This window comes from Hymenobacter convexus, from assembly GCF_030580955.1.
Lineage (GTDB): Bacteria > Bacteroidota > Bacteroidia > Cytophagales > Hymenobacteraceae > Hymenobacter.
This window is the reverse complement of record NZ_JAUQON010000007.1, coordinates 113,552-137,518: the sequence shown is the minus strand read 5'-3', so window position 1 is coordinate 137,518 and position 23,967 is coordinate 113,552. Positions and strand designations below refer to the sequence as shown.

General features: G+C 60.5%; 19 protein-coding genes. 15 read left to right on the top strand and 4 right to left on the bottom strand.

From position 1 onward, the window contains the following. Positions 1-105 precede the first annotated feature (105 nt). Positions 106-696, bottom strand: a complete 591-nt coding sequence (locus Q4S41_RS15975; protein ID WP_305032127.1) for a C40 family peptidase — start codon at positions 694-696, stop codon at positions 106-108. A gap of 92 nt (positions 697-788) precedes the next feature. On the opposite strand from Q4S41_RS15975, the gene Q4S41_RS15970 reads away from it, so the two are divergent. Continuing rightward, positions 789-2,210 (top strand): FAD-binding oxidoreductase, encoded by a 1,422-nt coding sequence (locus Q4S41_RS15970; protein ID WP_305032126.1) that lies wholly within the window; start codon positions 789-791, stop codon positions 2,208-2,210. 326 nt (positions 2,211-2,536) lie between these two features. Further along, positions 2,537-4,756, top strand: coding sequence for a DUF4331 family protein (locus tag Q4S41_RS15965; protein ID WP_305032125.1), 2,220 nt, complete (start codon positions 2,537-2,539; stop codon positions 4,754-4,756). A gap of 83 nt (positions 4,757-4,839) precedes the next feature. Here the strand turns inward: Q4S41_RS15965 and Q4S41_RS15960 are convergent, their stop codons facing one another. Beyond that, positions 4,840-6,492 (bottom strand): amidase, encoded by a 1,653-nt coding sequence (locus tag Q4S41_RS15960; protein ID WP_305032124.1) that lies wholly within the window; start codon positions 6,490-6,492, stop codon positions 4,840-4,842. A 171-nt stretch (positions 6,493-6,663) separates the two neighbouring features. Next, positions 6,664-7,098 carry an acyl-CoA-binding protein gene (locus Q4S41_RS15955; RefSeq protein ID WP_305032123.1) on the bottom strand — a complete coding sequence of 145 codons (435 nt, stop codon included), beginning with the start codon at positions 7,096-7,098 and terminating at the stop codon, positions 6,664-6,666. Positions 7,099-7,328: 230 nt separating this feature from the next. Here Q4S41_RS15955 and asnB point away from each other — a divergent pair, with 230 nt between their 5' ends. From asnB to Q4S41_RS15905, 10 genes are all read left to right on the top strand, one after another. Further along, positions 7,329-9,233, top strand: coding sequence for an asparagine synthase (glutamine-hydrolyzing) (gene asnB / locus Q4S41_RS15950; RefSeq protein ID WP_305032122.1), 1,905 nt, complete (start codon positions 7,329-7,331; stop codon positions 9,231-9,233). A gap of 44 nt (positions 9,234-9,277) precedes the next feature. Then, positions 9,278-9,991 carry a glycosyltransferase family 2 protein gene (locus Q4S41_RS15945; protein ID WP_305032121.1) on the top strand — a complete coding sequence of 238 codons (714 nt, stop codon included), beginning with the start codon at positions 9,278-9,280 and terminating at the stop codon, positions 9,989-9,991. 58 nt (positions 9,992-10,049) lie between these two features. Next, positions 10,050-11,624: a hypothetical protein gene (locus tag Q4S41_RS15940; RefSeq protein ID WP_305032120.1), complete on the top strand. Its 1,575-nt coding sequence runs from the start codon at positions 10,050-10,052 to the stop codon at positions 11,622-11,624. Positions 11,625-11,724: 100 nt separating this feature from the next. Then, positions 11,725-13,068: a UDP-glucose dehydrogenase family protein gene (locus tag Q4S41_RS15935; protein ID WP_305032119.1), complete on the top strand. Its 1,344-nt coding sequence runs from the start codon at positions 11,725-11,727 to the stop codon at positions 13,066-13,068. A 130-nt stretch (positions 13,069-13,198) separates the two neighbouring features. Continuing rightward, positions 13,199-14,158: a UDP-glucuronic acid decarboxylase family protein gene (locus tag Q4S41_RS15930; RefSeq protein WP_305032118.1), complete on the top strand. Its 960-nt coding sequence runs from the start codon at positions 13,199-13,201 to the stop codon at positions 14,156-14,158. 7 nt (positions 14,159-14,165) lie between these two features. Next, a complete protein-coding gene (locus Q4S41_RS15925) occupies positions 14,166-14,585 on the top strand; it encodes a sugar 3,4-ketoisomerase (protein WP_305032117.1) in 420 nt (139 codons plus the stop codon). A gap of 8 nt (positions 14,586-14,593) precedes the next feature. Further along, positions 14,594-15,538 (top strand): hypothetical protein, encoded by a 945-nt coding sequence (locus tag Q4S41_RS15920; RefSeq protein ID WP_305032116.1) that lies wholly within the window; start codon positions 14,594-14,596, stop codon positions 15,536-15,538. A gap of 20 nt (positions 15,539-15,558) precedes the next feature. Next, positions 15,559-16,665: a DegT/DnrJ/EryC1/StrS family aminotransferase gene (locus Q4S41_RS15915; protein ID WP_305032115.1), complete on the top strand. Its 1,107-nt coding sequence runs from the start codon at positions 15,559-15,561 to the stop codon at positions 16,663-16,665. Between the two features lie 81 nt (positions 16,666-16,746). Continuing rightward, on the top strand, positions 16,747-17,715 hold the full coding sequence (locus Q4S41_RS15910) for a glycosyltransferase family 2 protein (RefSeq protein WP_305032114.1): 969 nt from the start codon (positions 16,747-16,749) through the stop codon (positions 17,713-17,715). 52 nt (positions 17,716-17,767) lie between these two features. Further along, positions 17,768-19,324: a hypothetical protein gene (locus Q4S41_RS15905; protein ID WP_305032113.1), complete on the top strand. Its 1,557-nt coding sequence runs from the start codon at positions 17,768-17,770 to the stop codon at positions 19,322-19,324. On the opposite strand, the gene Q4S41_RS15900 is transcribed toward Q4S41_RS15905, so the two are convergent. Further along, positions 19,325-20,341, bottom strand: coding sequence for a hypothetical protein (locus tag Q4S41_RS15900; RefSeq protein WP_305032112.1), 1,017 nt, complete (start codon positions 20,339-20,341; stop codon positions 19,325-19,327). A gap of 343 nt (positions 20,342-20,684) precedes the next feature. Here Q4S41_RS15900 and Q4S41_RS15895 point away from each other — a divergent pair, with 343 nt between their 5' ends. The 3 genes from Q4S41_RS15895 (at position 20,685) to Q4S41_RS15885 (ending at position 23,945) form a co-directional block, all read left to right on the top strand. Continuing rightward, entirely contained in the window at positions 20,685-21,593 is a 909-nt protein-coding gene (locus tag Q4S41_RS15895; RefSeq protein ID WP_305032111.1) for a glycosyltransferase, read from the top strand. Between the two features lie 54 nt (positions 21,594-21,647). Beyond that, positions 21,648-22,718 carry a Gfo/Idh/MocA family oxidoreductase gene (locus Q4S41_RS15890; RefSeq protein WP_305032110.1) on the top strand — a complete coding sequence of 357 codons (1,071 nt, stop codon included), beginning with the start codon at positions 21,648-21,650 and terminating at the stop codon, positions 22,716-22,718. Between the two features lie 84 nt (positions 22,719-22,802). Then, positions 22,803-23,945 carry a DegT/DnrJ/EryC1/StrS family aminotransferase gene (locus Q4S41_RS15885; RefSeq protein ID WP_305032109.1) on the top strand — a complete coding sequence of 381 codons (1,143 nt, stop codon included), beginning with the start codon at positions 22,803-22,805 and terminating at the stop codon, positions 23,943-23,945. The last annotated feature ends 22 nt before the right edge of the window (positions 23,946-23,967 follow it).

Genomic DNA, 23,967 nt, shown 5'->3' with positions numbered 1-23,967 from the left:
AAGGCAAAGGTACAACCCGGCCGAAAGAGCCAATATTACGGTAGTTTTACCATTGTTTAGAAAGGGCATGCCGGACCGTTACGTCACAAAGGTAGCGGCGGAATATTACAAACGAGGCCGCACCGCCCGAATAAACCGGCTGAGGTAATAATCAGATTCTAAACTATTCTCCACCACCCCTAATGAGGTGGAGGCGTGGATAAAATCAACCCCTTCGTCGTCGGCCACCGTCACCAGGCCCACGTGGGTGATGGTGCGGCTGCCGGGCGAGGCCCCGAAAAAAATCAAATCGCCGGGTTGCAATTCGGTGGATTTCACCGGCTCGCCCCACACGGCCTGCTCGTTGGAGGAGCGGGGGATGCTCACGCCGGCCGCGCCGAACGAAAGCTGCAACAGGCCCGAGCAGTCGAGGCCCAGGCGCGTGGTGCCGCCGTAGAGGTAGGGCGTGCCCTGGTAGGAGCGGGCCACGTCGATGACGGACGCCAGCGTGCCGGTGGCGCTGCCCACGCGGGCCGGGCGCTTCACCACCACCTTGGTTTTGCCGCCGCTGGGTGTGGCGCCCACCACTTTCACCTTGTTGCCGGGCCGGGCGGGGGCCGCGCGCCCGCCTTTTTTCAGCCGCACCATTTCGCGGGCCGAGCGGTACTGGCCGTCGCGGTAGTTGAGCTTGCGGTGGCAGCCGGCCAGCAAGACCAAAGTCAGCAGCAGCAGTAGCGGTAGTATCTTCGTTGTCACCCTCCCCATCGGCCGCAAAGATAGTTTGCGCGGCCATTCTAGTTTTGCCGCTCATGGAATTTAACGCTTTGACCCCCGAATTATTGGTTGCCTTCGAGGCCATTGTCGGGCCTGCGCACGTGCTCACGGCCCAGCGCGCCGCAGCCGCCGCCACCGCCGATGCCTACGCCGATTACGGCCGCGACCACACCGAAGACTTCCACTTCGCGCCCGACGTGGTGCTGCGCCCCGGCTCGGCCGAGGAAATTGGCGCCATCATGCGCCTCTGCCACGAACACCGCCTGCCGGTCACGCCCCGCGGCGCCGGCACCGGCCTGAGCGGCGGCGCCCTGCCCATTCACCACGGCGTGGTGCTAAGCACCGAGCGGCTCAATAAAATTCTCGACATCGACGAACGCAACCTGCAGGCCACCGTGGAGCCCGGCGTGGTGAACGAGGTGTTCCAGAACGCGGTGAAGGAAGTGGGCTTGTTCTATCCACCCGACCCAGCCAGCAAGGGCAGCTGCTCGCTGGGCGGCAACCTGGCCCACAGCAGCGGCGGCCCCAAAGCCGTGAAATACGGCACCACCAAAGACTACGTGCTCAACCTGCAGGTGGTGCTGCCCACCGGCGACATCATCTGGACGGCCGCCAACACCCTCAAAAACTCCACCGGCTACAACCTCACCCAGCTGATGGTGGGCTCGGAGGGCACGCTGGGCATCATCACCAAGGTGGTGTTCCGCCTGCTGCCCTTCCCGAAGCACAACATTCTAATGCTGGTGCCTTTCCGCACGGAAGAGGAGGCGGCCGACGCGGTTTCAGCCGTGTTCCGGGCCGGCATCATCCCCTCGGGCATGGAGTTTATGGAGCGTGAGGCCATTGCCTGGTCTTCCGATTACCTCAAAATCCCCCTCACGCTGCCCGAAGACATCAAAGCCCACCTGCTCATCGAACTCGACGGCCAGGACCTGGACGAGCTCTATAAGGAAGCCGAGCAGGTGTATGGCGTGCTGGAGAAGTACGATGTGGGCGAAATCCTGCTGGCCGACACCGCCGGCCAGAAAGACGACCTCTGGAAAATTCGCCGCAACATCGGCAATTCGGTGCGCTACAACTCCGTCTATAAGGAGGAGGACACCGTGGTACCCCGTGCCGAGTTGCCCACGCTACTTAAAGGCGTGAAGGAAATCGGCGCCCGCTACGGCTTCAAAAGCGTGTGCTACGGCCACGCCGGCGATGGCAACCTGCACGTCAACATCATCCGCGGCGAGCTTTCCGACGAGATGTGGAACGTGGGCCTGCGCCAGCCCATCACCGAAATTTTCGAGCTCTGCGTGAAGCTGGGCGGCACCATTTCCGGCGAACACGGCATCGGCCTGGTGCAGAAAGGCTACATCGGCATCGCCCTGAAAGAAGTTAACTTGGACCTGATGCGCGGCATCAAGCGCGTGTTCGACCCGCACGGGATTCTCAACCCGGGCAAGATTTTCTAAACGCTCCCTGCGCGTAGGTTGGCGGCCCGCCCGGGCTCTGGTGTGGAACCAGAGCTTGGACGGGCCATTTTTATGGAGCGCGCTTGAGCAGCCATGCTGGCCAGTATTTAGTGGATAAAAGCAAAAAATTATAAAAAATATAATCTGTTACTGCTCAAGGTTAACAGAGGTCTAGCCTTAAGGTTGGCCCGGGATGGCCTTGGCATTATTGCGGGTGCGGCGGCTTGATTTGACAACTGTTAATCAAAGTATTGCGTCAGGTGAAATGCGGTAGCAACGGCCTTGTTGCCGGCCTTATCCATTTCACACCAATCTTTTATTGCTGTATGAAGAAGTTACTTACCAAACCGTTGCTGGGCTTGGGCCTGGGCTCGGCCGTGCTTGCGGGCACGCTGGCGCTCGGAGTCAGGCCGGGCAACCTGGAGGCCTCCAGCCACCGCGAGGCACCGCTGATTTCCTACGACCCTTTGGCCGACAACACCGACGTGTATGCTTTCCGCAGTCCGGACGACCCGAACACGGTGACCATTATTGCGAACTACATTCCGTTTCAACTGCCGCAGGGCGGCCCGGTGTATTACAATTTCGGCGAGAACGTGCGCTACGAAATTCACATCAAAAACCGGCCTTCGATAGCCACGGCGCCCGGCGTGCCCACTTCGGCCGGCGACGACATCACTTACCGCTTTACTTTTACGCTGACCAACGAGGACCTCACCACGCACTTCCGCATTCGCAATGCCGGGGCCGGGGTGAAGGAAAACCAGAAGGCCACCTACACCTGCGAGGTGAGCCGCGACAACGGCGCCACGTTCACGACCATCGTGACCGGCGGCGTAGTGCCGCCCTATAACGTGGGGCCCCGCGCCATTTCCAATGCCACCGTGGGCTTTGGGGCCGCCAACTACCGCCAGCTGATTACGAATTCCATTCAGACGGTGAGCGGCGGGACCAGCGCGGGCACCAAGGTGTTCTGCGGCACCGCCGATGACCCGTTCTTTGTTGACATTGGAGCGGTGGAAGACCTGGGCAACATCCGGGCCACCCGCGCCCGCGACGGGCTCTACCATAAGAATGTGAACTGCATTGCCCTGCAAATCCCCATTGCGCAGCTCCAGCGCGACGGCCTGCAGGTGTCGGCCGCCACCAGCATTCTCGACCCGGCCTTCGTGATTGGGGTGTGGGCTTCGGCCAGCCGCCCGGCCCTGCGCACCATTGTGGCTCCCGACGCCAGCGGCAACACCACCGGCGCCCAAACCACTTCCGGCAACTACGTGCAGGTATCGCGCCTGGGCATGCCGCTCACCAACGAAGTGGTGAGCAACTACGGCAACAAAAACGAGTTCAACGCCCGCACGCCCTACTCCGAAAACCGGACCTACGACGTGAACTTCACCAACCCGGAACTGGCCCTGTATATGGCCGACAATGTTCCAACGGGCACCACGGCCCCCAAGCCGGCCGGCCAGACGTACTTCGGCGAAGCGGTGCCGGGCTTCAGCATGCTGCGGATTCAGAGCAAGTCGCTGGCCGGGGCCACGGGCCTTCCGGCCGCCGGGTTCGACTTCCGCAACGGCGCGGCGGGCCTCTCGGGGCTGGCCGGCAGCACGGCCGTGGCCGGCACGGCGCTGGCGCCCATCGCGCAGGGTGGCTACGGCGAGTACCTGCTGCGGGCCGGCCAGCCGCGTTCGGTGGATATTCTGCCCATTTTCCACACCGGCGTGCCCAACGTGCCGCCCTTCCAGCTGGCCACTGGCAAAAACGGCAACCCGCTGGCCGCTGGCAAGCCGTTCATCAACAACTTCCTGCCAGTGGGTACCACCGCCAGCCTGGGCGGCGACATGCTGCGCCTGAACATGGCCGTGCCCGTAACGCCCCGCACCGACCCCGATTTCAGCTCGGAAGGCCTGCTGGCCGCCGCCAAGCTCGGCCTGACGGATGCCCGCTTCAATACCACGACAACGCTGCAGAACATTCCGAACATGGACGGCTTCCCCAACGGCCGCCGCCTGGAAGACGACGCCCCGCGCATTGAGCTGCAAACCGTGAGCGGAGTGGTGCTGGCCTCGCTGGGCCTGTGGTACGACGACTACACCGCGGGGGCAACCAACCCGGTGACGGCGCAGTTGAACAACGTGCTGACTTTCACGACGGGGGTGGAACGCAACGACACCACCATCCGCACGGCCTGGCCGTTCATGCAAGACCCCTGGAGTGGTACCAAAGCCCAGCCCACGGTGACGTCGCAGCGCCAGAGCAACGGCCTGGGCCTGCAAGCCGGCACGGTGAGCGCGAAAGCCTTTCCGAACCCGGTAGTGGACCAAACCACGATACGCTACGACTTGGCCGCCCGCGCCACGCTCACCTTCACGGTGACCGATATGGCCGGACGCAAAATAGCGACGCTGGCCACGGATAAGACCCAGAACCCGGGTACCTATGACCTGGTTTGGAAGCCCGCCAGCAGCGTAGCACCCGGCCAGTACATCTTGGTCATTGCCGCTGGCAAAACGGTGCTCCAATCCATTCATTTGGAGAAGCACTAGCTTAGAAACGGTAACGCTTGGCAAAAAAACAGCCGACCCAAATTGGGTTGGCTGTTTTTTTATGCCGGGGCATCGCGCAGCTGCTATACCACCGTCGGCAGGAATTTCGGCGCCGCCCGCTTGTGCGTGGACTGCTCATACGCGTAGCCCAATCCCAGCAACTGTCCTTCCTGGTACGCCGAGCCCACAAACGACAGCCCCACCGGCAGCCCCAGCACCTGCCCCATCGGCACGGTGAGGTGCGGGTAGCCGGCCATGGCGGCGGGGGAGGAGAAGTCCACGCCCGTGGAGTAGTCGCCATTTGCCCAATCGATGCACCACGCCGGCCCGGTCGTTACGCCGATAATGGCGGTGAGCTGGTGCGTTTTCAGCAGGCCATCGATGGCCTGGCGGGCGCCAGTCACGGTTTTCTGCACGGCGGCCATGTATTTGGCATTGCCCAGGCCGTCGGTGGCTTCGGCCCGAATCAGGGTTTCCTGTTCGAAAATGGGCATGGCCTCGGCGGCGTGGGCTTTATTGTAGGCAATGACATCGGCCAGGTTTTTCACTGTTGCGTCCGCGCCCGCCAGGTATTTGTTCACGCCGTCCTTAAACTCGTAGAGCAGCACATCAAATTCGGCCTCACCCAGCGGGTTTATCAGCTTGTTCAACTCAATTTCGACCACCTCGGCGCCCTGGGCTTTGAGCGCGGCCACGGCAGCTTTCAGCAGCGCAGCCACTTTGGGCGGGCCATTCAAGTGGGCTTTTTCAACGCCCAGCCGTTGCCCTTTCAGCGCATCGGCTTTCAAGAAAGACGTGTAGTCGGTGGGTGTGCCGGCCGGAATGGGCAGCCGAGCCGCATCGGCGGGGTCCACGCCTTGCAGGGCAGCGAGGAGCAGAGCCGCGTCGCGCACGGTGCGGGCCATGGGGCCGGCCGTGTCCTGCGTGCTCGAAATCGGAATGATGCCGCTGCGGCTCAGCAGCCCCACCGTAGGCTTGAGACCCACCAGCCCGTTGCACGAAGCCGGCGACACCACCGAACCGTCCGTTTCGGTCCCAATGGCCACGGCGCACAAATTAGCGGCCACCGCCGCCCCCGAGCCCGAGCTGCTGCCGCTGGTGCTGCGGTCGAGCACGTAGGGGTTGCGGCTCTGGCGGCCCCGGCTGCTCCAGCCGCTCACCGAGTGCGAGGAGCGGAAATTGGCCCACTCGCTCAGGTTGGTTTTGCCCAGCAGCACGGCCCCGGCGGCGCGCAGCTTCTGCACGATAAAGGCGTCCTGCTTCGCCTTGTGCCCGATGAGCGCCGAGGCCCCGGCCGTGGTCATCATCTGGTCGCCGCTGTCAATATTGTCTTTAATAAGCACCGGAATGCCGTGCAGCGGCCCGCGCAGCTTGCCTGCTTTGCGCTCCTTATCCAGGCCGTCGGCAATATTCAGTGCCTCCGGGTTGGTTTCGATGACGGCGCGCAGCATCGGCCCGGCCTCGTTCAGGGCCTTGATGCGGGCCAGGTATTTCTCGCTCAAGCTACGGGCCGTTTCGGTGCCCTTGGCCATGCGGTCCTGCAAGTCGGCCACGGTCAATTCATCCAACTCAAACTTCGCAACGCCGCCGGAACCGGGCGTGTCTGCCGTCGCTGGTGTTTCAGCCGGTACGCCAGTTGCTGGCTTATCGGTGGTCGGCTGGCAGGCCACGGCGGGCAGCAGGGCGGCGGTAAGGGCCACGCGCGTGCCCTGATTCAGAAAAAGACGACGGTCCATTGGGAAGTGAGCGAAGGCGGAGTAGGAGGGAGGATGGCTGGTTAATCAGGCAATGATACGGCCTGCCAACTGTCGGCCCCTCCACAAGTTTTGGTTGAGTCCTTGCTGCATAAAAAAAGGCCGGCTCCCGAAAGAGAGCCAGCCTTTTTTATGGAGTTTCGCAACGGCGAATTACTTCGCCTGCTGGCCTTTCAGCTTGTCCTCGCCGCCGTAGGGCGCGCCGGCCGTGATGTCGCCCCGTAGCCCGCCGTGGTCGGTGGTTTTGGGGGCGCCGGTCTGGCCGTCGGTGGGTACTTCGCTGGCCTCGGTGGCCGTGCCGCTGGCGCCGGCTACCTCAGCGGCCTTGGCCACGTAGCGGCGCTTGGCTTCCTCCTCCGACACGCCCTTGAACTGGTTCCACGAGTCCCACTGGGCCTGCGAGAGGCCGGCGGGGCCGCTGGCTTTATCGGCAGAATTGGCATCGACTTCGCCGGGCTGCATGTTCACGTCGCCCTCGGTGGCCTGCTTATAAAGGCCGTAAAACTCGTTCATGTGCTGGGCGGCCTGGTCGCCGGGCAGGTTGTTTACTTTATCGGCCGCGGCCTGGAATTGCGCATTAAGGTCCATGGGAAAGAAAATAGGAGGTGATGAAAAGGAGTGGCCGTCGAAAATCACGAATCAAAACCGGGCTACGTGTTCACGCATTCAGCACCCGGCGTTAGCAGTAAAGCCGAATCCTGCTCTACCAATCTGCGTCTACGAAATCCGATAAATCCGGCGAATCCGATAATTCCGTGGTTCAGACAATACCCCGCTGCGGACCTTTAGGTTGCGGGGTCGTACTTTTGCGGCCGACTATGTGTGGAATAACCGGAGTATTTGCCTTTACCGAAACGGGTCGCCAGTCGCTGGCCAACCTGCAGGCGTCGACCGACGCCATCATTCGCCGCGGTCCCGATTCGGAGGGCCACTACGTATACGACCAGTGCGGGCTGGGTTTCCGCCGCCTGGCCATTCTCGACCTCTCGGCCGACGGCAACCAGCCGATGACCGACGAGTCGGGCCGCTACACCATCGTGTTCAACGGCGAAATCTTCAACTACCGCGAGCTGCGCGAAAAGCTCATCAAGCGCGGCTGTAAGTTCCATTCCCAGACCGACACGGAAGTCATTCTGCAGCTCTACATCACCGAGGGCCGCAGCTTCATCAAGAAACTCAACGGCTTCTTCGGCTTCGCGATTTATGACAAGGAGGAAAACTCCCTACTCATCGCCCGCGACCGGTTCGGCGTGAAGCCCCTGCTCATTTACCGCGACGAGGACAAGCTGTTCTTCGCCTCGGAAATGAAGTCGATGATGGCGCTGGGCGTGCCCCGCAAGCTCGACTATGTTGCCCTGAGCCAGTACCTCCAGCTCAACTACATTCCCGGTCCGGCCAGCATTTTCAAGGGCGTGAAAAAGCTGCTGCCCGGCCACTACCTCTACATCAAAGGCGGAAAAGTGGTGGGCAAAGCCTGGTACAAAATCCCCTACGACCCCAAAAAGGTCGCCAAAAACAAGCTCAGCTACGAGCAGCAGCAGCATAAGCTGGTGGAGCTGATGGACGGCGCCGTGCAGCGCCGCCTCGTGGCCGACGTGCCCTTGGGCGCCTTCCTCAGCGGCGGCATCGACTCCAGCGTCATCACCGCGCTGGCCGCCCGCCACACCCCGCACCTCAATACGTTCAGCATCGGCTTCAAAGACGAGCCGTTCTTCGACGAAACCAAGTACGCCAACCTCGTGGCCGAGCGCCACAAGACCAACCACACGGTTTTCTCGCTCACCAACGACGACCTCTACGAGCACATCCACAGCATGTTGGATTACCTCGACGAGCCGTTTGCCGACTCCTCGGCCCTGGCCGTGTACATCCTCAGCCAGCGCACCCGCCAGAAGGTGACCGTGGCCCTGAGCGGCGACGGCGCCGACGAGATGTTCGGCGGCTACAACAAGCACATGGGCGAGTTCAAGGTGCGCCAGGGCGGCGTGAAGGCCGAAGCCGTCACGGCCCTGGGCTTTGTGTGGGACGCGCTGCCCAAGTCGCGCAACAGCTTCCTGGGCAACCGCGTGCGGCAGCTCCAGCGCTTCGCCCGCGGCATGACGGCCGGCGTGAAAGACCGGTACTGGGATTGGGCCAGCTTTGCCTCGGCCAGCGATGCCCGCAGCCTGCTCAGCGCCGCCAGCCGCCGCAAGGTGGGCAAGAAAGCCGCCGCCAAGCGCCGCAAAGACATTCTGGAAGACCTGCACGCCGACGGCGACCTCAACGAGGTGCTGCTCACCGACATGAAGCTGGTGCTGCCCTACGACATGCTCACGAAAGTCGACCTGATGAGCATGGCCAATTCGCTGGAAGTGCGCACGCCCTTCCTCGACTACAAAGTGGTCAATTTCGCCTTTTCTATCCCCGTCACCAGCAAGGTCGACGCCACGATGAAGAAGCGCATCGTGCAGGACGCCTTCCGCTCCGAGCTGCCCGCCGAGCTTTACGACCGGCCCAAGCACGGCTTCGAAGTGCCCCTGCTGAAGTGGATGCGCGGCGAGCTGCGCGGCCTCATCGAAAACGACCTGCTGCGCGACGACTTCATCGAGGCCCAAGGCATTTTCGACGTGGACGCCATTCGGGCCCTGAAAACGCAGCTCTTCTCGCGCAGCCCCGGCGATGTGCACGCCCGCATCTGGGGCCTCATCGTGTTCCAGACCTGGTGGAAGCAGTACATGGCTTAATTAAATTCAACTCCTCCAAATAATACCGTACCGAAACACCGCTTATGAAACTTTCTATTGTCATTCCTGCCTACAACGAGGGTCCAACGATTCATGAAATTTTGAATTTGATTGCAAATGTGCAATTGATAGGCGGCGTAGACAAAGAGATTATTATCGTGAACGATTGTTCAAAAGATAATACAGAAGAAGCTGTACACCGGTACATGCGTGAAAACCCAGAGTTGCCAATTACATACCATGCGCATGCCGTGAATATGGGCAAGGGAGCAGCCCTGCATACGGGTATTCGGGTGGCTACTGGCGATTATGTTATCATCCAGGATGCTGATTTGGAATACGACCCGGAAGAATATAACGTGATGTTGCGCCCGGTGCTGAAAGGCTTTGCGGACGTAGTGTTTGGCTCCCGATTTATGGGCGGCCGTCCGCACCGCATCTTATTCTTCTGGCACAGCATCGGCAACAAATGGTTGACGCAACTTTCCAATGCCTTCAACAATCTGAACCTCACGGATATGGAGACTTGCTATAAGTTGTTTCGGCGCGACATCATTCAAGGCCTCACTTTGGTTGAGAACCGGTTTGGATTTGAGCCTGAGGTGACAGCAAAAGTTGCTCGCGTACCAGATGTCAGGATATACGAGGTAGGGATAAGCTATTATGGCCGCACCTATGCAGAGGGGAAAAAAATTGGATGGCGTGATGGTTTCAGAGCAATTTACTGCATTGTAAAATTTGGTTTGTTTAAGTCGTAGGCGTTGCTATTTCCCCATGTGTTGCACCTGTTCATGGCGCAGCCTAAAAATAAAATAAATGGCTTACGCTATACAAAATAAGCAAAACCGGTCGTTGATAGCAGGAATTACCATCGCTATATTGGTTATTTCAGTAGCACGGTTTTTTCTTGTTGGAAAGGGAGCAATGATGTTCCCCGATGAAACGAGGTATTACAACTCGTTAAAGGCAGCAGAGTATTTAATGCATGGGAACGTGCAACTCTTCTTTCATGAGCTTTCCGGTACTTATGGGCGCCCAGGCGATGCCTTGGTTAGATTGTTGCCCGCTCTTCTGCAGGAGGGTGCGTTTTCGATGTTTGGACTGAATACGAATAACCCGGATTCATTGATTATTCCGGTTTTATTCAACTGCATCATCGTTTCTATATCCTTGTTCTTGTTTTATAGAATCAGTCTGCTCTTGCTCGCTGATAAAACAAGCGCTTTAGTTGCCACTTTAATTTATGGCTCGCTCGTAAATAGCAATATTTACATTCGGCACATATTGCCCTACGACACCGCACTGTGCCTAATGCTCTACTTGGTATATTATGTGCTGAAAAGGAGAAGAGAGGCGGTTATTAACCGAAAAGATTACGCCTTGGTTGGGGCACTGTCCGCTCTGCTGATAGCGATATATCCGGGCTTTTACATGGCGCCGTTTTTGGCTTTTGCACTGCTAATTCAATGGGATGCTCCCCTGACTTTTGTTAAAGAGAAGCTGGATTGCTTCGTTGCTTATGCGATAGGTGGTTCAGCAGTGCTCTCCTTTTTTGAGTTGCTGTCGAGAGCAGGCGGCAAATCGTACCTGCTGTCGAGTTTTCACCTAGCCCATACCATCGACCAGGGAAGCTACGAAGAGGGGTATTCTTTTCTTTTCAAGTACTTGGCTCAGGTAGAAGGCATTCTGGGTGTTGTTTTGATAATCATGTTCAGCATCTACTTTGTGCTGTTTGTAAGAAACCTTATTTCTTACAAACTTAAATTTTTGGCGATGAGTAGTGACCTGGATATCCTGGTTTTCACGGCTCTCGGTTTTTTTCTGCTTCATGCCACCGCGACATTTTTCCTGCATAAAATGGTTTTCTACGGACGGCTAACGCATCATTTTATTCCGTTCATGGTGATTGCGGCAGTTTACGGCGTCAAGCATTTGCTAAGCAACAAGCTTGGCGACTATGCTATGGCATCGGTTGGTGTGTTGGCCGTAGTTTCGTTTGCGGTTTTCTTTTTCAGTTATCAAAAGGTAGAATATCCTTTTGACCTGCTATATAGTCGGTATTCGAATAATTATGCCGGTGAGCAGTTTTCTTATTTCAACGAAATAGGCGCATCACCGGGCCTGAAATACGATATGCCGCAGCCACGGTGGGCAACCACGAAATCACCTGCCAGTCTGAAGCAGGACACCACCGCGCTGGTGAATTTTGCATTCCTTTTCCCGATTCGCGTTATTCCCGGTCCCAACCCACTGCTCAATAAAAGGAACAAAGTGCTGTACTCTGCGCCGCACTTTATCAATTTCAAACCGTATCAGTTTGAGGGTTACAATATTCAAGAGCGTGAGTTGCTTCAAAAAGCACAATACAAGTATCAAATCGTGACTGAATAGTCCGTCAAAGTCGGCCGAAGACCAATGTCGTGTCGACGAGGACTAACGTCAACAGATTGATTACTTTCGAACTTAACCTTTCATTTTTTCTGAATCATATATGAAGATTGCAATTGTAGGCACTGGCTACGTTGGCTTGGTAACAGGAACGTGCTTTGCTGAAGTCGGCATTGACGTGACGTGCATCGACATCGACCAAAAGAAAATCGACAACCTGCACCAAGGCATCTTGCCGATTTACGAGCCGGGCCTGGAAGAAATGGTGAGCCGTAACGTGGAAAAGGGCCGCCTGCACTTTTCCACCAACATCGGCGAAGCCATCAAGGATTGCGACGTGGCGTTCATCGCCGTGGGCACCCCCCCCGGCGAAGACGGCTCGGCCGACCTGAAATACGTGCTGGCCGTGGCCCGCGCCATTGGCGAAAACATGAACAGCTACGGCGTCATCGTGACCAAGAGCACGGTGCCCGTGGGCACGGCCGCCAAGGTGCGCACCGAAATCGAGCAAGCTCTAGCCAAGCGCGGTGCCGACATCGAGTTCGACGTGGCCTCTAATCCCGAATTCCTGAAGGAAGGTGCCGCCATCGACGACTTCCTCAAGCCCGACCGCATTGTGGTGGGCGTGTCGTCGGAGCGCGCCGAGGAGGTGATGCGCCGCCTCTACAAGCCCTTCCTGCTGAATGGCCACCCCATCATCTTTATGGACATTCCATCGGCGGAGATGACGAAATACGCGGCCAACTCCATGCTGGCCACCAAAATCAGCTTCATGAACGACGTGGCCAACCTGTGCGAAATCATGGGCGCCGACGTAAACAAGGTGCGCCAGGGCATCGGCTCCGACGCCCGCATTGGCACCAAGTTCATTTACCCCGGCATTGGTTACGGCGGCTCCTGCTTTCCCAAAGACGTGAAAGCCCTCATCAAAACGGCCGAAGACAACGGCTACCAGATGCAGGTGCTCAAAGCCGTGGAAAGCGTGAACGAGGACCAGAAATCGGTGCTCTTCAACAAAGTAAGCCGCCATTTCGGCGGCGACCTGCGGGGCCTGAAAATCGCCATCTGGGGCTTGTCCTTCAAGCCCAAGACCGACGACATGCGCGAAGCCCCTTCTCTCGTCATCATCGAAAAGTTGCTGGCTGCCGGCTGCACCGTAACGGCCTACGACCCCGTGGCCATGAAGGAAGCCGAGCACACGCTGGGCGACAGCATCACCTATGCCAAGGACGAGTTTGCCGCCCTCATCGACGCCGACGCCCTGCTGGTGGTGACGGAATGGCCCGATTTCCGTTCGCCCAATTTCGACGTGGTGGCCCGCCTGATGAAGCAGAAAGTCATTTTCGATGGCCGCAACATCTACGAAGCCAGCGAGTTGAAAGCCATCGGCTTTGCCTACCATTGCATTGGCGTGAAAACCGACCATAAGGAGCCGGTGAAGGCGTAACCAAACCATAGCTGTCATCCTGAACGCAGCGAAGGACCTTATCACCGCTGCACCTCTCAGGATTACCATTTACCCGGGCTCGCGGACGTGAGAAGGTCCTTCGCTGCGCTCAGGATGACAAGAAAAATTTATGACTGACAATACCACCGAAGAAAAAAAACGCATCCTGATTACCGGCGGAGCCGGTTTTCTGGGCTCGCACCTCTGCGACCGGTTCCTGAAGGAAGGCTACCACGTCATTGCCATGGACAACCTGATTACGGGTTCGCTCCAGAACATTGAGCACCTGTTTGGCCGGCCCGATTTCGAGTTCCATCAGGCCGACGTGAGCAAGTTCGTATTCGTGCCCGGCAAGTTGGACTACATCCTGCACTTCGCCTCGCCGGCCTCGCCGATTGACTACCTCAAGATTCCGATTCAGACCCTGAAAGTGGGCTCGCTCGGCACACACAACCTGCTGGGCCTGGCCCGCGTGAAAGGCGCCCGCATGCTCATTGCCAGCACCTCGGAAGTATACGGCGACCCGGAAATTCACCCGCAGGTGGAAGAATACTTCGGCAACGTGAACCCCGTAGGTCCGCGCGGCTGCTACGACGAAGCCAAGCGTTTCCAGGAGGCCATCACCATGGCCTACCACAACCACCACGGCCTGGAGACGCGCATCATCCGCATCTTCAACACCTACGGCCCGCGCATGCGCCTCGACGACGGCCGCGTGCTGCCGGCTTTCCTGTCGCAGGCCCTGCGCGGCGAGAACCTGACCGTATTCGGCGACGGCTCCCAGACCCGCTCGTTCTGCTACGTGGACGACCTGGTGGAAGGCATTTACCGCCTGCTGCTCAGCGACTATCACTTGCCCGTGAACATCGGCAACCCGTCGGAAATCACCATTAAGGAGTTTGGCGAGGAAATCGCGCGCCTCACCGGCGTCGAGTTCAAGCCGACCTACCAAGCCCTGCCCGAAAATGACCCCATGAAGCGCCGGCCCGACATCACCAAGGCCAAGGAAATCCTGGGCTGGGAGCCCAAGGTGGACCGCGCCGAAGGCCTGCGCCGCACGCTGGAGTACTTCAAGGAGCACGTGAAGTAGAGCCGGTATGACTACATTCTCTCCCCCGTACCTGATAGAGTTTCCGAAGCTGGGGGCGCCTGAAATCGGCTATATCTCGGTCACTGAGCAGCAGAAGCTGGTGCCGTTTGACGTGCAGCGCATTTTCTGGACGTATTACACGCCCGAAAGCATTGTGCGGGGCCGCCACGCGCACCACCAAACGCAGCAAGTGCTCGTGGCCGTGTCGGGGCGCATCACCGTCACGACCGAGCTGGCCGATGGTACCATTCAGACGTTTCGTCTGGAAGACCCTAACGTGGGCTTGTACGTGCCGCCCAATGCCTGGCACACCATGCAGTATTCGCACTCGGCGGTGCAGCTGGTGATGGCTTCGGCCGCTTATGACGAGGCCGACTACATCCGCCAGTACGAACAGTTTCGGACGGTATGGCAGGCCCAGCAGTAACTCCCGCTTTGGTCGGCGTTGACGAAGCCCTGCTGGCTAGCCGGGCGGAAATGCTGGCCTTGCACTCGCCTTATCAGTTCCTGCGGGAATTGCCGCTGGATGTGCAGCAGGAGCGGTTTGGCACAGGCGCCGCGCGGCGCTTCGCGGCCGAGCCGCACGCCGAAGTGTTGGCCATGACGGCCGGCAGCGGGCAGTGGCTGGTGCAACAGCTGGCTTGGGACTCCGAGTACTTCGGAACGCCTACCTACCGCCTCTTCACCGGTCTTTTTGCCGATGATGCGGCGCCGGCCGACTTAGCGGCTGCCGCAGCCACCTTGCGCGAGCAATTGACTGCGCGCGGCCCTTTCTACGCCTTCAGCGTGGTGCCGGCCGAAGACATTGCCTTGCTGCAGGCCCTAACGGGCGGCGGCTGGCGGCTGGTAGAAACCCGGCTGAACCTGCACTGCCCGACCGACGCGGCCACGCTGCCACCGCCGTCGCCGGTGCGCTTGGCCCGGCCCGACGAAGCGGCGCACATTGGCCGGGTTTCGGCCACCGCCCGCAATCCCTACGACCGGTTCCACGCCGACCCCTGGTTTGGGCCGGAGCGGGGCGATGCTTTTCTGGCCCGCTACGCCGAAGCGGCCGTGAGCGGCAGCTTTGCCGATGCGGTGCTGGTGCCCGATGAGCCGGGCTTGCCCGTCGATTCTTTCCTGGCCATTGGCGACCTGCGCGCCGATGCCGAAGCGCTGGGCATGGGCTTCTCGCGGGTGTTGCTCACGGCCGTAGGGCCGCTCAACCGCGGGTGGCACCTGCGCCTGACGGCCGAAACGGTGCGCCGGGCCCGGGAGCTGGGTTTTGAACAGGTCATGATGACGACGCAGGCCACGAACCGGGCCGTGTTCAGAACTTGCGAAAAATTGGGCTTCCGGCTGGGGGCCACCAGCCACGTTTTGGCCTGTCATTTCTCCTGATATCTTTTTTGACTAGTATTATGAGTGTTCCCTTTTTGTCTTTCCAGCCCCAGCACGAGCCGGCCCGCGAGGAAATTATGGCCGCCATTGGGCGCGTGTACGATTCGTACTGGTATGTGCTGGGCGAAGAGGTACAGAAGTTCGAGCAGGCCTATTCGGGCTACAACCAGGTAGCCCATACCGTGGGCGTGGCCAATGGCCTCGACGCGCTGGTGCTGGCCCTGCGCGTGCTGGAAATCGGCCCCGGCGATGAAGTCATCGTGCCTTCCAATACCTACATCGCCACCTGGCTGGCCGTGACGCAGGTGGGCGGCACCCCCGTGCCCGTGGAGCCCGACCCCGCCACCAGCAACCTCGACCCCGCCCGCATTGCGGCGGCCATCACGCCCCGCACCCGCGCCATCATGCCCGTGCACCTGTACGGCCAAGCCTGCCGCATGACGGAAATCATGGCCCTGGCCAAGCAGTACAACCTGCACGTGGTGGAAGACAATGCCCAGTCGCAGGGCGCGGCGTTCGACGGCGGCCTCACCGGCAGCTTCGGGGCCGTGAATGGCACCAGCTTCTACCCGGGCAAAAACCTGGGCGCCCTGGGAGATGCCGGCGCCGTGACCACCAACGACGCCGACCTGGCCCAGAAAGTGCGGGTGCTGCGCAACTACGGCTCGCAGCAGAAATACTACAACGAAGTAGTGGGCTACAACTCGCGCCTCGATGAGCTGCAGGCCGCCGTGCTCGGCGTGAAGCTGAACCACCTGCCCGAATGGACGCGCCAGCGCCAGCAAGTGGCCGCCTGGTACGACCAGCACCTGGCAGGCATCGCCGACCTGCGCCTGCCGGTGGTGGCTCCGGGGGCCACCCACGTCTACCATCTCTACGTGGTGCACACGCCGCACCGCGCCGCGCTGCAGCAGCACCTCACGGCCCAGGGCATTGGCACGCTCATCCACTACCCCGTGCCGCCCCACCTGCAGCAGGCCTATGCCAGCATGCAACTGCCCGCGGGCGCCTTCCCCATTGCCGAAGAGCTGGCCGCCACCTGCCTGAGCCTGCCCATGTGGCCGGGCATGACGGAGGAGCACGTGGCCGCCGTTGCGGCCGCCATTCGCAGCTTTCCGCAGCAATAGGCCCCCACGCGGCTCCTGCAAGGGAGACGCTTTGCTGCCGGGGCTTGCTGCCCCGGTGGTCATTCCCTAATGCCCTTCCCCATGCCCAAGCTTTCGGTTGTAATTCCCTGCTACTTCAACGAAGACAACATTCCCGTCACGGCGCGCGAACTCGTGGCCAACGAGGCCAACTTCCCCCCGGAGGTAAGCTTCGAGTATGTGTTCGTGAACGACGGCTCCGGCGATGACACCATCGGGGCTTTGCAGCGCGCGCAGGCTGCCTACCCGGGCAAAATCCGCATCGTGGACCTGGCGGCCAACGTGGGCTCTTACAACGCCATCGTGGCGGGCATGGCCCACGCCACCGGCGACTGCCTGGCCGTCATCACCGCCGACATGCAGGACCCGCCGGAGTTGATGGTGCAGATGTACGACTACTGGAAAAAGGGCTTCAAGCTGGTCATCGGCAACCGACAGGACCGCGAGGAAACCGGCCCTTCGCGTTGGTTTGCCCAAACGTTTCATTGGCTGATGAAGCGTTTGGCCCTGAAAAATATCCCGGACGGCGGCTTCGATTTCGTCTTCTTCGACCGCATTGTGAGCGAAGAAGTGGTGGCCCTGCGCGAGCGCAACTCCAACGTGTTTTACCTCATGGTGTGGCTGGGCTTTCCGTACGTGAACATCCCCTACGTGCGGCGCAAGCGCGAGATTGGCAAGTCGCGGTGGACGCTATCCAAAAAAATCAAGCTGCTCATCGACTCGCTGCTGTCCTTTTCCTACTTCCCGGTGCGCGCCATTTCGGCCGTCGGGCTGGGGCTGGGCGGGGTGGCGCTCATCTACGGCCTCTACATCATTCTGTTGAAAGTGGTGAGCCCCGATGAGCCGGCCGGCTGGACTACCCTGATGGTGGTGTTGCTCTTCGTTTCGGCTTTTCAGATGGTGGCGCTCGGAGTTATCGGCGAATACGTATGGCGCGGGCTTGACGCCGCCCGGCAGCGCCCGCTCTACGTGGTGAAGGAGCTGCACGAACCCACGGCGGCCCCGGCCAGCCCGGCCCCGCGTGCCGCCTGATGGGGCGCCGCGACCAACCAACATTCGACTCGAATTTCTGACCAAAGCCCTTATGCTTCCAACCAGTACCGCCGCGCCGTTAACCAACGAGTCCCTCGCCGATAAAGTCTACCGGTCACCCCTGTGGGTTTGCTTGGCTTTGTCGACGATTTTGTCGCTGTGGTACATCTTTTTTCCGGACATCATTCCCTTGCACAACGGCTTTGCCTGGGAGGGCGAGTACTACCGACGGATTGCCATTGACCTGAACCACAACCTGTTCGATTTACGCGTCAACAGCTACAGTATTCAGCGCATTTTGCCGTTTGTTGTGCTGCATGGTTTTTTTGAGCTGTTCGGCATTCCGTTTCAGGACCACAACCTGATTTTGTGGATGCAGGTCTTTAACCTGCTGTTGGGAGGCATCATCGTATATGCCTGGCACCGTATTGCGGCGCAGCTCCAACTGTCGCTGCCCGCCGAATGGGTGGGCTACCTGGCGTTGCTGGCCAACTTCGCCTTCGCCAAATATGACCTCTACATTCCCTTCACCACCGACCGGCTCAGCACCACCGTCGGCATTCTGAGCCTGCATTTCTATTTGCGGGGCAAAACGCTGGGCCTCTGGCTCACGGCGCTGCTGTCGCTGGCCATCTGGCCCACGGCGCTGGCCTACAATACGCTGCTGCTGCTTATTCCGCGCCAGGAGCCCCTGCCCCGCACGCACAACCCCCTGCTGAGCCAACTGTGGGCGGCGGGCATCGCTGCCTTCTTCAGCCTGCTCTTCGTTGGGGTGCTGTACGTGCGCAACGTGCCCATCCCGCCGCGCATGGCGCCCGATGTGCATCCGTTGCTGCCGGTCGGCATCGTTCTCACGGCGGCGTATCTCTACTACACGCAGCTCACGCTGGCCCGGCGTGTGCTGCCCGGCTGGGCCGAAATGTGGGCGCTGGTGAAGCAAGTGCTGCGCCCGCGCCTGGAATGGCTGGCCGTGCTGACGCTGGTGGTGGCCTATGTGGCCCTCACGCGTGGCCTGGGCGACCCCACCCGGCCGTACCTGCCCTTCAAGACTTTCCTGATTAACACGACTTTCGCGGTGCTACAGCGGCCGCTCCAGTTCCTGGTGTCGCACGGCGTGTACTACGGCCTGCCGGCGCTGGTCATGATTCTGTTCTGGCCGCGGGTGCTGGTGGCCGTGCAGCGGCTGGGCTTGGGCCTGGGCCTGATGCTCATGGTGGTGATGGTGCAGGGCATCAACAGCGAAACCCGGCAGCTGGCCAATGTGCTGCCGCTGCTGGCGCTGGTCACCGCCGTAGTGGCCGACGCGCTGCCCATCCGCCGCGCGGCCATTGCCTGGACGGCCGCGCTGCTGCTGCTCATTTCCAAAATGTGGCTGCCCTTCAATTGGTTCGACCCCACCTTCGGACAGCCCGACGACCGGTTTCCGTCCTTTTCCTTCGTGCACACCGGCATCATGCTGCACTGGCCCTTCCAGGTCTATTTCATGAACCAGGGCCCCTGGATTAGCAATGAATACCTGATAGGGCAGGGGCTGGTGCTCGTGGTAGTGGGCTGGATAATCTACCGGCTGTTCCGGCCCGCGCCGGGCCTACCCGCTGCGCGCCCGTAGCTAGCTCCCCTTGAGCATGCGCTTGGTGTGGTAGAGCACATCGCGCAGAAACTTGCTGTCATTGGGCACCTTGAGCAGGTAAGAGAATGCCGCGCGGTAGCCTGCCCCAAACCGGCCGGCGTTAAAGGCCGTGATGGCCGCCTGCTTCGTGCCAATCTCGCCGTGCGCGGCCAGGTAAGCCGGAATCGCCGTTGGCAAGCGCTGCACCAGCGCCTGCACGGCCGCCCGCTGCGCATCGGCCGACAAGGCCAGAAAATCGGCATTAATCGTTTCGGCCAGCAAGGCGTCGGCAGCTACCTTCTTGTCGCCTTCCCAGTAGTGGTACACGTAGTCGATGGCCGGCTCGATGATGTCGCGGGTTTGCAGCACCAGCGAGAAGGCAATCTGCTCCACAATGTGCCAGTGGGAGTTGGCGTACAGGTAGTCAATGAGTTGGTACACGTCGGGCAGATACGCTGCCACGCTGGGGGCCAGACCCAGCACACCCGAGTTCCAGCACTGCTGGGTGCGCGAAAACCGCTCGGGGCCGCGCGAAAGCGCAAACGGCTTCTCTTCGAGCAGCTTATTGAAATCGTTGACCGTCTTGCCGTTGGGCAGCGCCACCTGCGCTTGGTCGGCAAACGTGAATTCCACGGTATGCATCAGGCTGGTGCCGGGGGCAATGCGGGCCAGCAGTGGGCCGGGGTGCTGGGTGAAAAAGGTATCGGAATCGAAGAACAGCAGGTTGTCCTGCGGGAAGCGCAGGAGCGTGTCGCCCACCACCACCGCCTTGATGCGGTGCCGGTAGCCCACGGTCCCCATCATGGCCGTTTGCTGCGCCGACGTCAGTATGACGTATTCGACCGGCAGATGCCCCAGATACTTCGAGAAATAATCCGAGCTGTCCGTGAATAAAATAACCCGTACCTCTGGGGCAGCCTCCCCGGCTTTGTAGTAGCTGAAAAAGCTCAGCACGGCGAGCACCGCCCGGCGGTATTCGTTTTGGCTCCCGTAGGAGAGAAGGACAAGGTTGGTCATGGGGCAGGTTGGAGGCCCGGCGTGGGCTGGCCGCTGCGGTGCGCCAGCCCACGCCGCCCGGCAAAATTACCCGGCATTTGCCACAGTGAACACGCCGGCCCATCGAAGCCGGCCGGCCGTTGGAGCGGGAGCGGGGTCTTTGCGCGGGGGTAATGAGCTGCCAATCAAACGACTATTGCGGTGGTAGTCCTGGCAAAGGGCAGGTGTTTTTGGCTGCAAGACGAAAATAGGCGAACTTTGCCCGGCCAATTGACCGGGCTTCTTCGTCTTTTTATTCCGAAAGAAGGAGCGCCCCGGGCTTGGCAAAGTGGCAATCCTGCCCCGCCGATAACATTTTAGCACGTTGGACAACGCATCAAACCCGGAAATCAGGCTTTCCTATTACATCACCACGTTTCAAAAGCTGCCCTACCTGAAGGTGGTGCTGCAGGACCTGATTGACAACCGCCAGCCCGACGAGGAGATTGTGATAGCCGATGGCGGCAGCAAAGACGGCACCGTGGAATGGCTGGAGCAATTGTTCGCCGAAAAGAAAATCCAGTACTACACTTCCGCGCCCGACCGCGGCGAGGCCCACGGCGTGAACCGCGCCCTCATGGCCTGCAAGGGCCAGCTGCTGAAGTGGATTAACGACGACGACGTGTTCTGCTACCCGGCCATTGCCGAATGCAAGGAGTTTTTGCTCACGCACCCGGAGTACGACGTGGTGGGCGCCGACGGCTTCGACAACTACACCGGCCAGGAGCTGGAGCTGGTGACGCACCTGCCCCACTTCACGAAGTGGAAAAACGAGAAAGAGCCCTTCGGTTTCTACGGCCCCGGCCTGATGATACGCCGCTCGGCCCTCACGCTCATCGGCCTCACGCACGCCCTCAGCCGCTTTGTCGACAACGAATACACCTACCGCATCACCTCGCTGCCCATCAAGATGGCCTGGTACCGCAAACCGGTGTTCGTGCGCATCATCAACCCCGACAGCAACACGCTGAAATTCATCAATATCAAGCGCGTGGAGCAGGGCCTCAACGACGTGTACCGCGAAATTGCCACCGGCCGCCCCGTGGCCCAGGCCAAGCGCGAGCGCATGATTAACTCCGTGAAGCGCAAGGTATACGACCTGATTTACCGCCGCTCTTCCACCATTGTGCCCGAGAAATACGAACTGACGGACTTCGGCACGCTCTACGCCAAGCACCGCGCCACGCTCTACGAGGCTTACAAAACGGCCAAGGGCGAAGCCTTCCTGGCGTAGCGGCCGGAAAGCCGGTGCTTGTCCCGTTTATCCGTTTCGTCATTTGTTAGCTTCGTGAAAACTACTTCCATCATTAACGTGGGCCTGCTGGGCTTTGGCAGCGCCGGCCGCATCTACCACGCCCCCTTTCTGAATGCCTATGCCGGCTACCGGCTGAGCAAGGTGCGGACCACGAGCACCAGCCCCGAGATTCATGCCCGCGAGTTGCACGGCCACACGCAGGTGGTGGCCACCAGCGGGGCCATCTTCGACGACCCGGAAATTGACCTCGTGGTGGTGGCGGCCCCCAACAGCCTGCACCACTCGCTGGCCAAGCAGGCCCTCGAAGCCGGCAAGCACGTGGTGGTCGACAAGCCGTTTACGCTCACGGTGGCCGAAGCCGACGAACTTATCGAACTGGCCGCCCGGCACAAGCGGGTGCTGAGTATTTACCACAACCGCCGGTTTTCCAGCGACTTCCGCACTGTAAAGAAGGTGTGTGAGAGCGGCATGCTCGGGCGCATCGTGGAGTACGAAGCCCACTTCGACCGTTTCCGCAACAGCATCCGGGCCGGCTCGTGGAAAGAAGACGAAGGCCCCGGCGGCGGCATTTTCTACGACATGGGCACCCACCTCATCGACCAGGCCCTGCAGCTCTTCGGTCTGCCCGAGGCCGTGCGCGCCGATTTGCGGGTGCAGCGCACCGGCGGTCAGTCGTGCGACAGCTTCGAGGTGGTGCTGGAATACCCGAACCTAAAGGCCACGCTCAAGGGCAGCATGCTGGCCAAGGAGCCGTTTCCGCAGTTTACCGTGTTCGGCGACCAGGGCACGTTCATGAAATACGGCCGCGATGTGCAGGACGACGCCCTGCGCCAGGGCGTGGTGCCGCACCTCGGCCCCGACTGGGGCCTGGAGCCCGAGAACTTCTGGGGCCGCATCAATACCCAGGTCAACGGCTTGGAAATAAACGGCATCGTGCGAAGCGAGCTGGGTAATTTTGGCGATTTCTACCGCAACATCCACGGCGTCATCACCGCCGGGGCCGACCTGCTGGTGCGGCCCGAGGAAGCCCGCGAGGTCATCCGCATCATCGAGCTGGCCGAGGAAAGCAGCCGCCAGCGCCGCACCCTGCCCTTCGAGCGCTAACCCTTGGCCCGAACCGCAATGCGCAGCGCAACGGCAGGGGAGGGCCGCTGCGGTATCTTTGCGCCTTCAAGCCACGATAGTTTCATGACCGGTATTGCCGACACGCCCCCTTTCTCAGGTGGCCAGCCCATCCCGCTGTTTGCGACCTTCGTGCATCCCACGGCCCCGCAACGGGTGGCCGAGGTGTTGGCCAGCACCATGCTCAGCGAAGGCGAGCAGGTAAAGGAATTCGAAACGCAGCTAGCCGCGCAGCTTGGGCTGCTGCACCCGGCGGCGCTCAACAGCGGCACCAGCGCCTTGCACCTCGCCCTCGAAGTGGCCGGTGTGGGCGCCGGCGATGAAGTCATTCTGGCCGCCCAGACCTTTATTGCGTCGGCCATGACCATCCTGCAAACCGGCGCCAAACCCGTCTTCGCCGACATCCAGTACGACAACGGCAACCTCGACCCGGCCGACATTGAGCACCGCATCACGCCGCGCACCCGGGCCATCATGGCCGTGCACTGGGGCGGCTACCCGTGCGACATGGCCGAAATCCACGCCGTTGCGGCCCGGCACCGGCTGGTGGTCATCGAGGACGCGGCCCATGCCATTGGGGCCACGTACCGGGGGCAAGCCATTGGGACGATTTCCGACTACACGTGCTTTAGCTTTCAGGCCATTAAGCACCTCACTACCGGCGACGGGGGCGCCCTCTGTGCCCGCGACCCGGCCAAGGCCGAGGAGGTGTTTCGCCGCCGCTGGTTCGGCATCGACCGGGCCCACTCGCCGATATCCGAAACCGGCGAGCGCCAATACGACCTGACCCAGGTTGGTTTCAAATACCACCTGTCGGACTACGCCGCCGCCCTCGGGCTGGCCAACCTGACCGGCTTCGAGGAGCGCATGGCGCAGCGGCGGCAGCGGGTGGCGCAATACCGGCAGGGCCTGCAAAGCGTACCCGGGCTAACTCATTTCCAGCACCAGTCCGACCGCGAAAGCGCCCACTGGCTGTTCGGCTTTCACGTAGAAGCCCGGCCGGCGTTCATGCGTCACCTCCATGCGCACGGCATTGCCTCTTCTGTCGTACACGACGGCATCGACCGCAATACGCTGTTTGGCGGCAAGCGGCCGGAGCTGGTGCAGCAGCGGCGCTTCGACGAAACCCAGGTGCACGTGCCTTTGCACGACGCCCTGACCGCCGAGCAGGTGGCCTACATTATTGACATCATCAAACAAGGGTGGTAACGCCCTTTTCTTAATTTGCTTA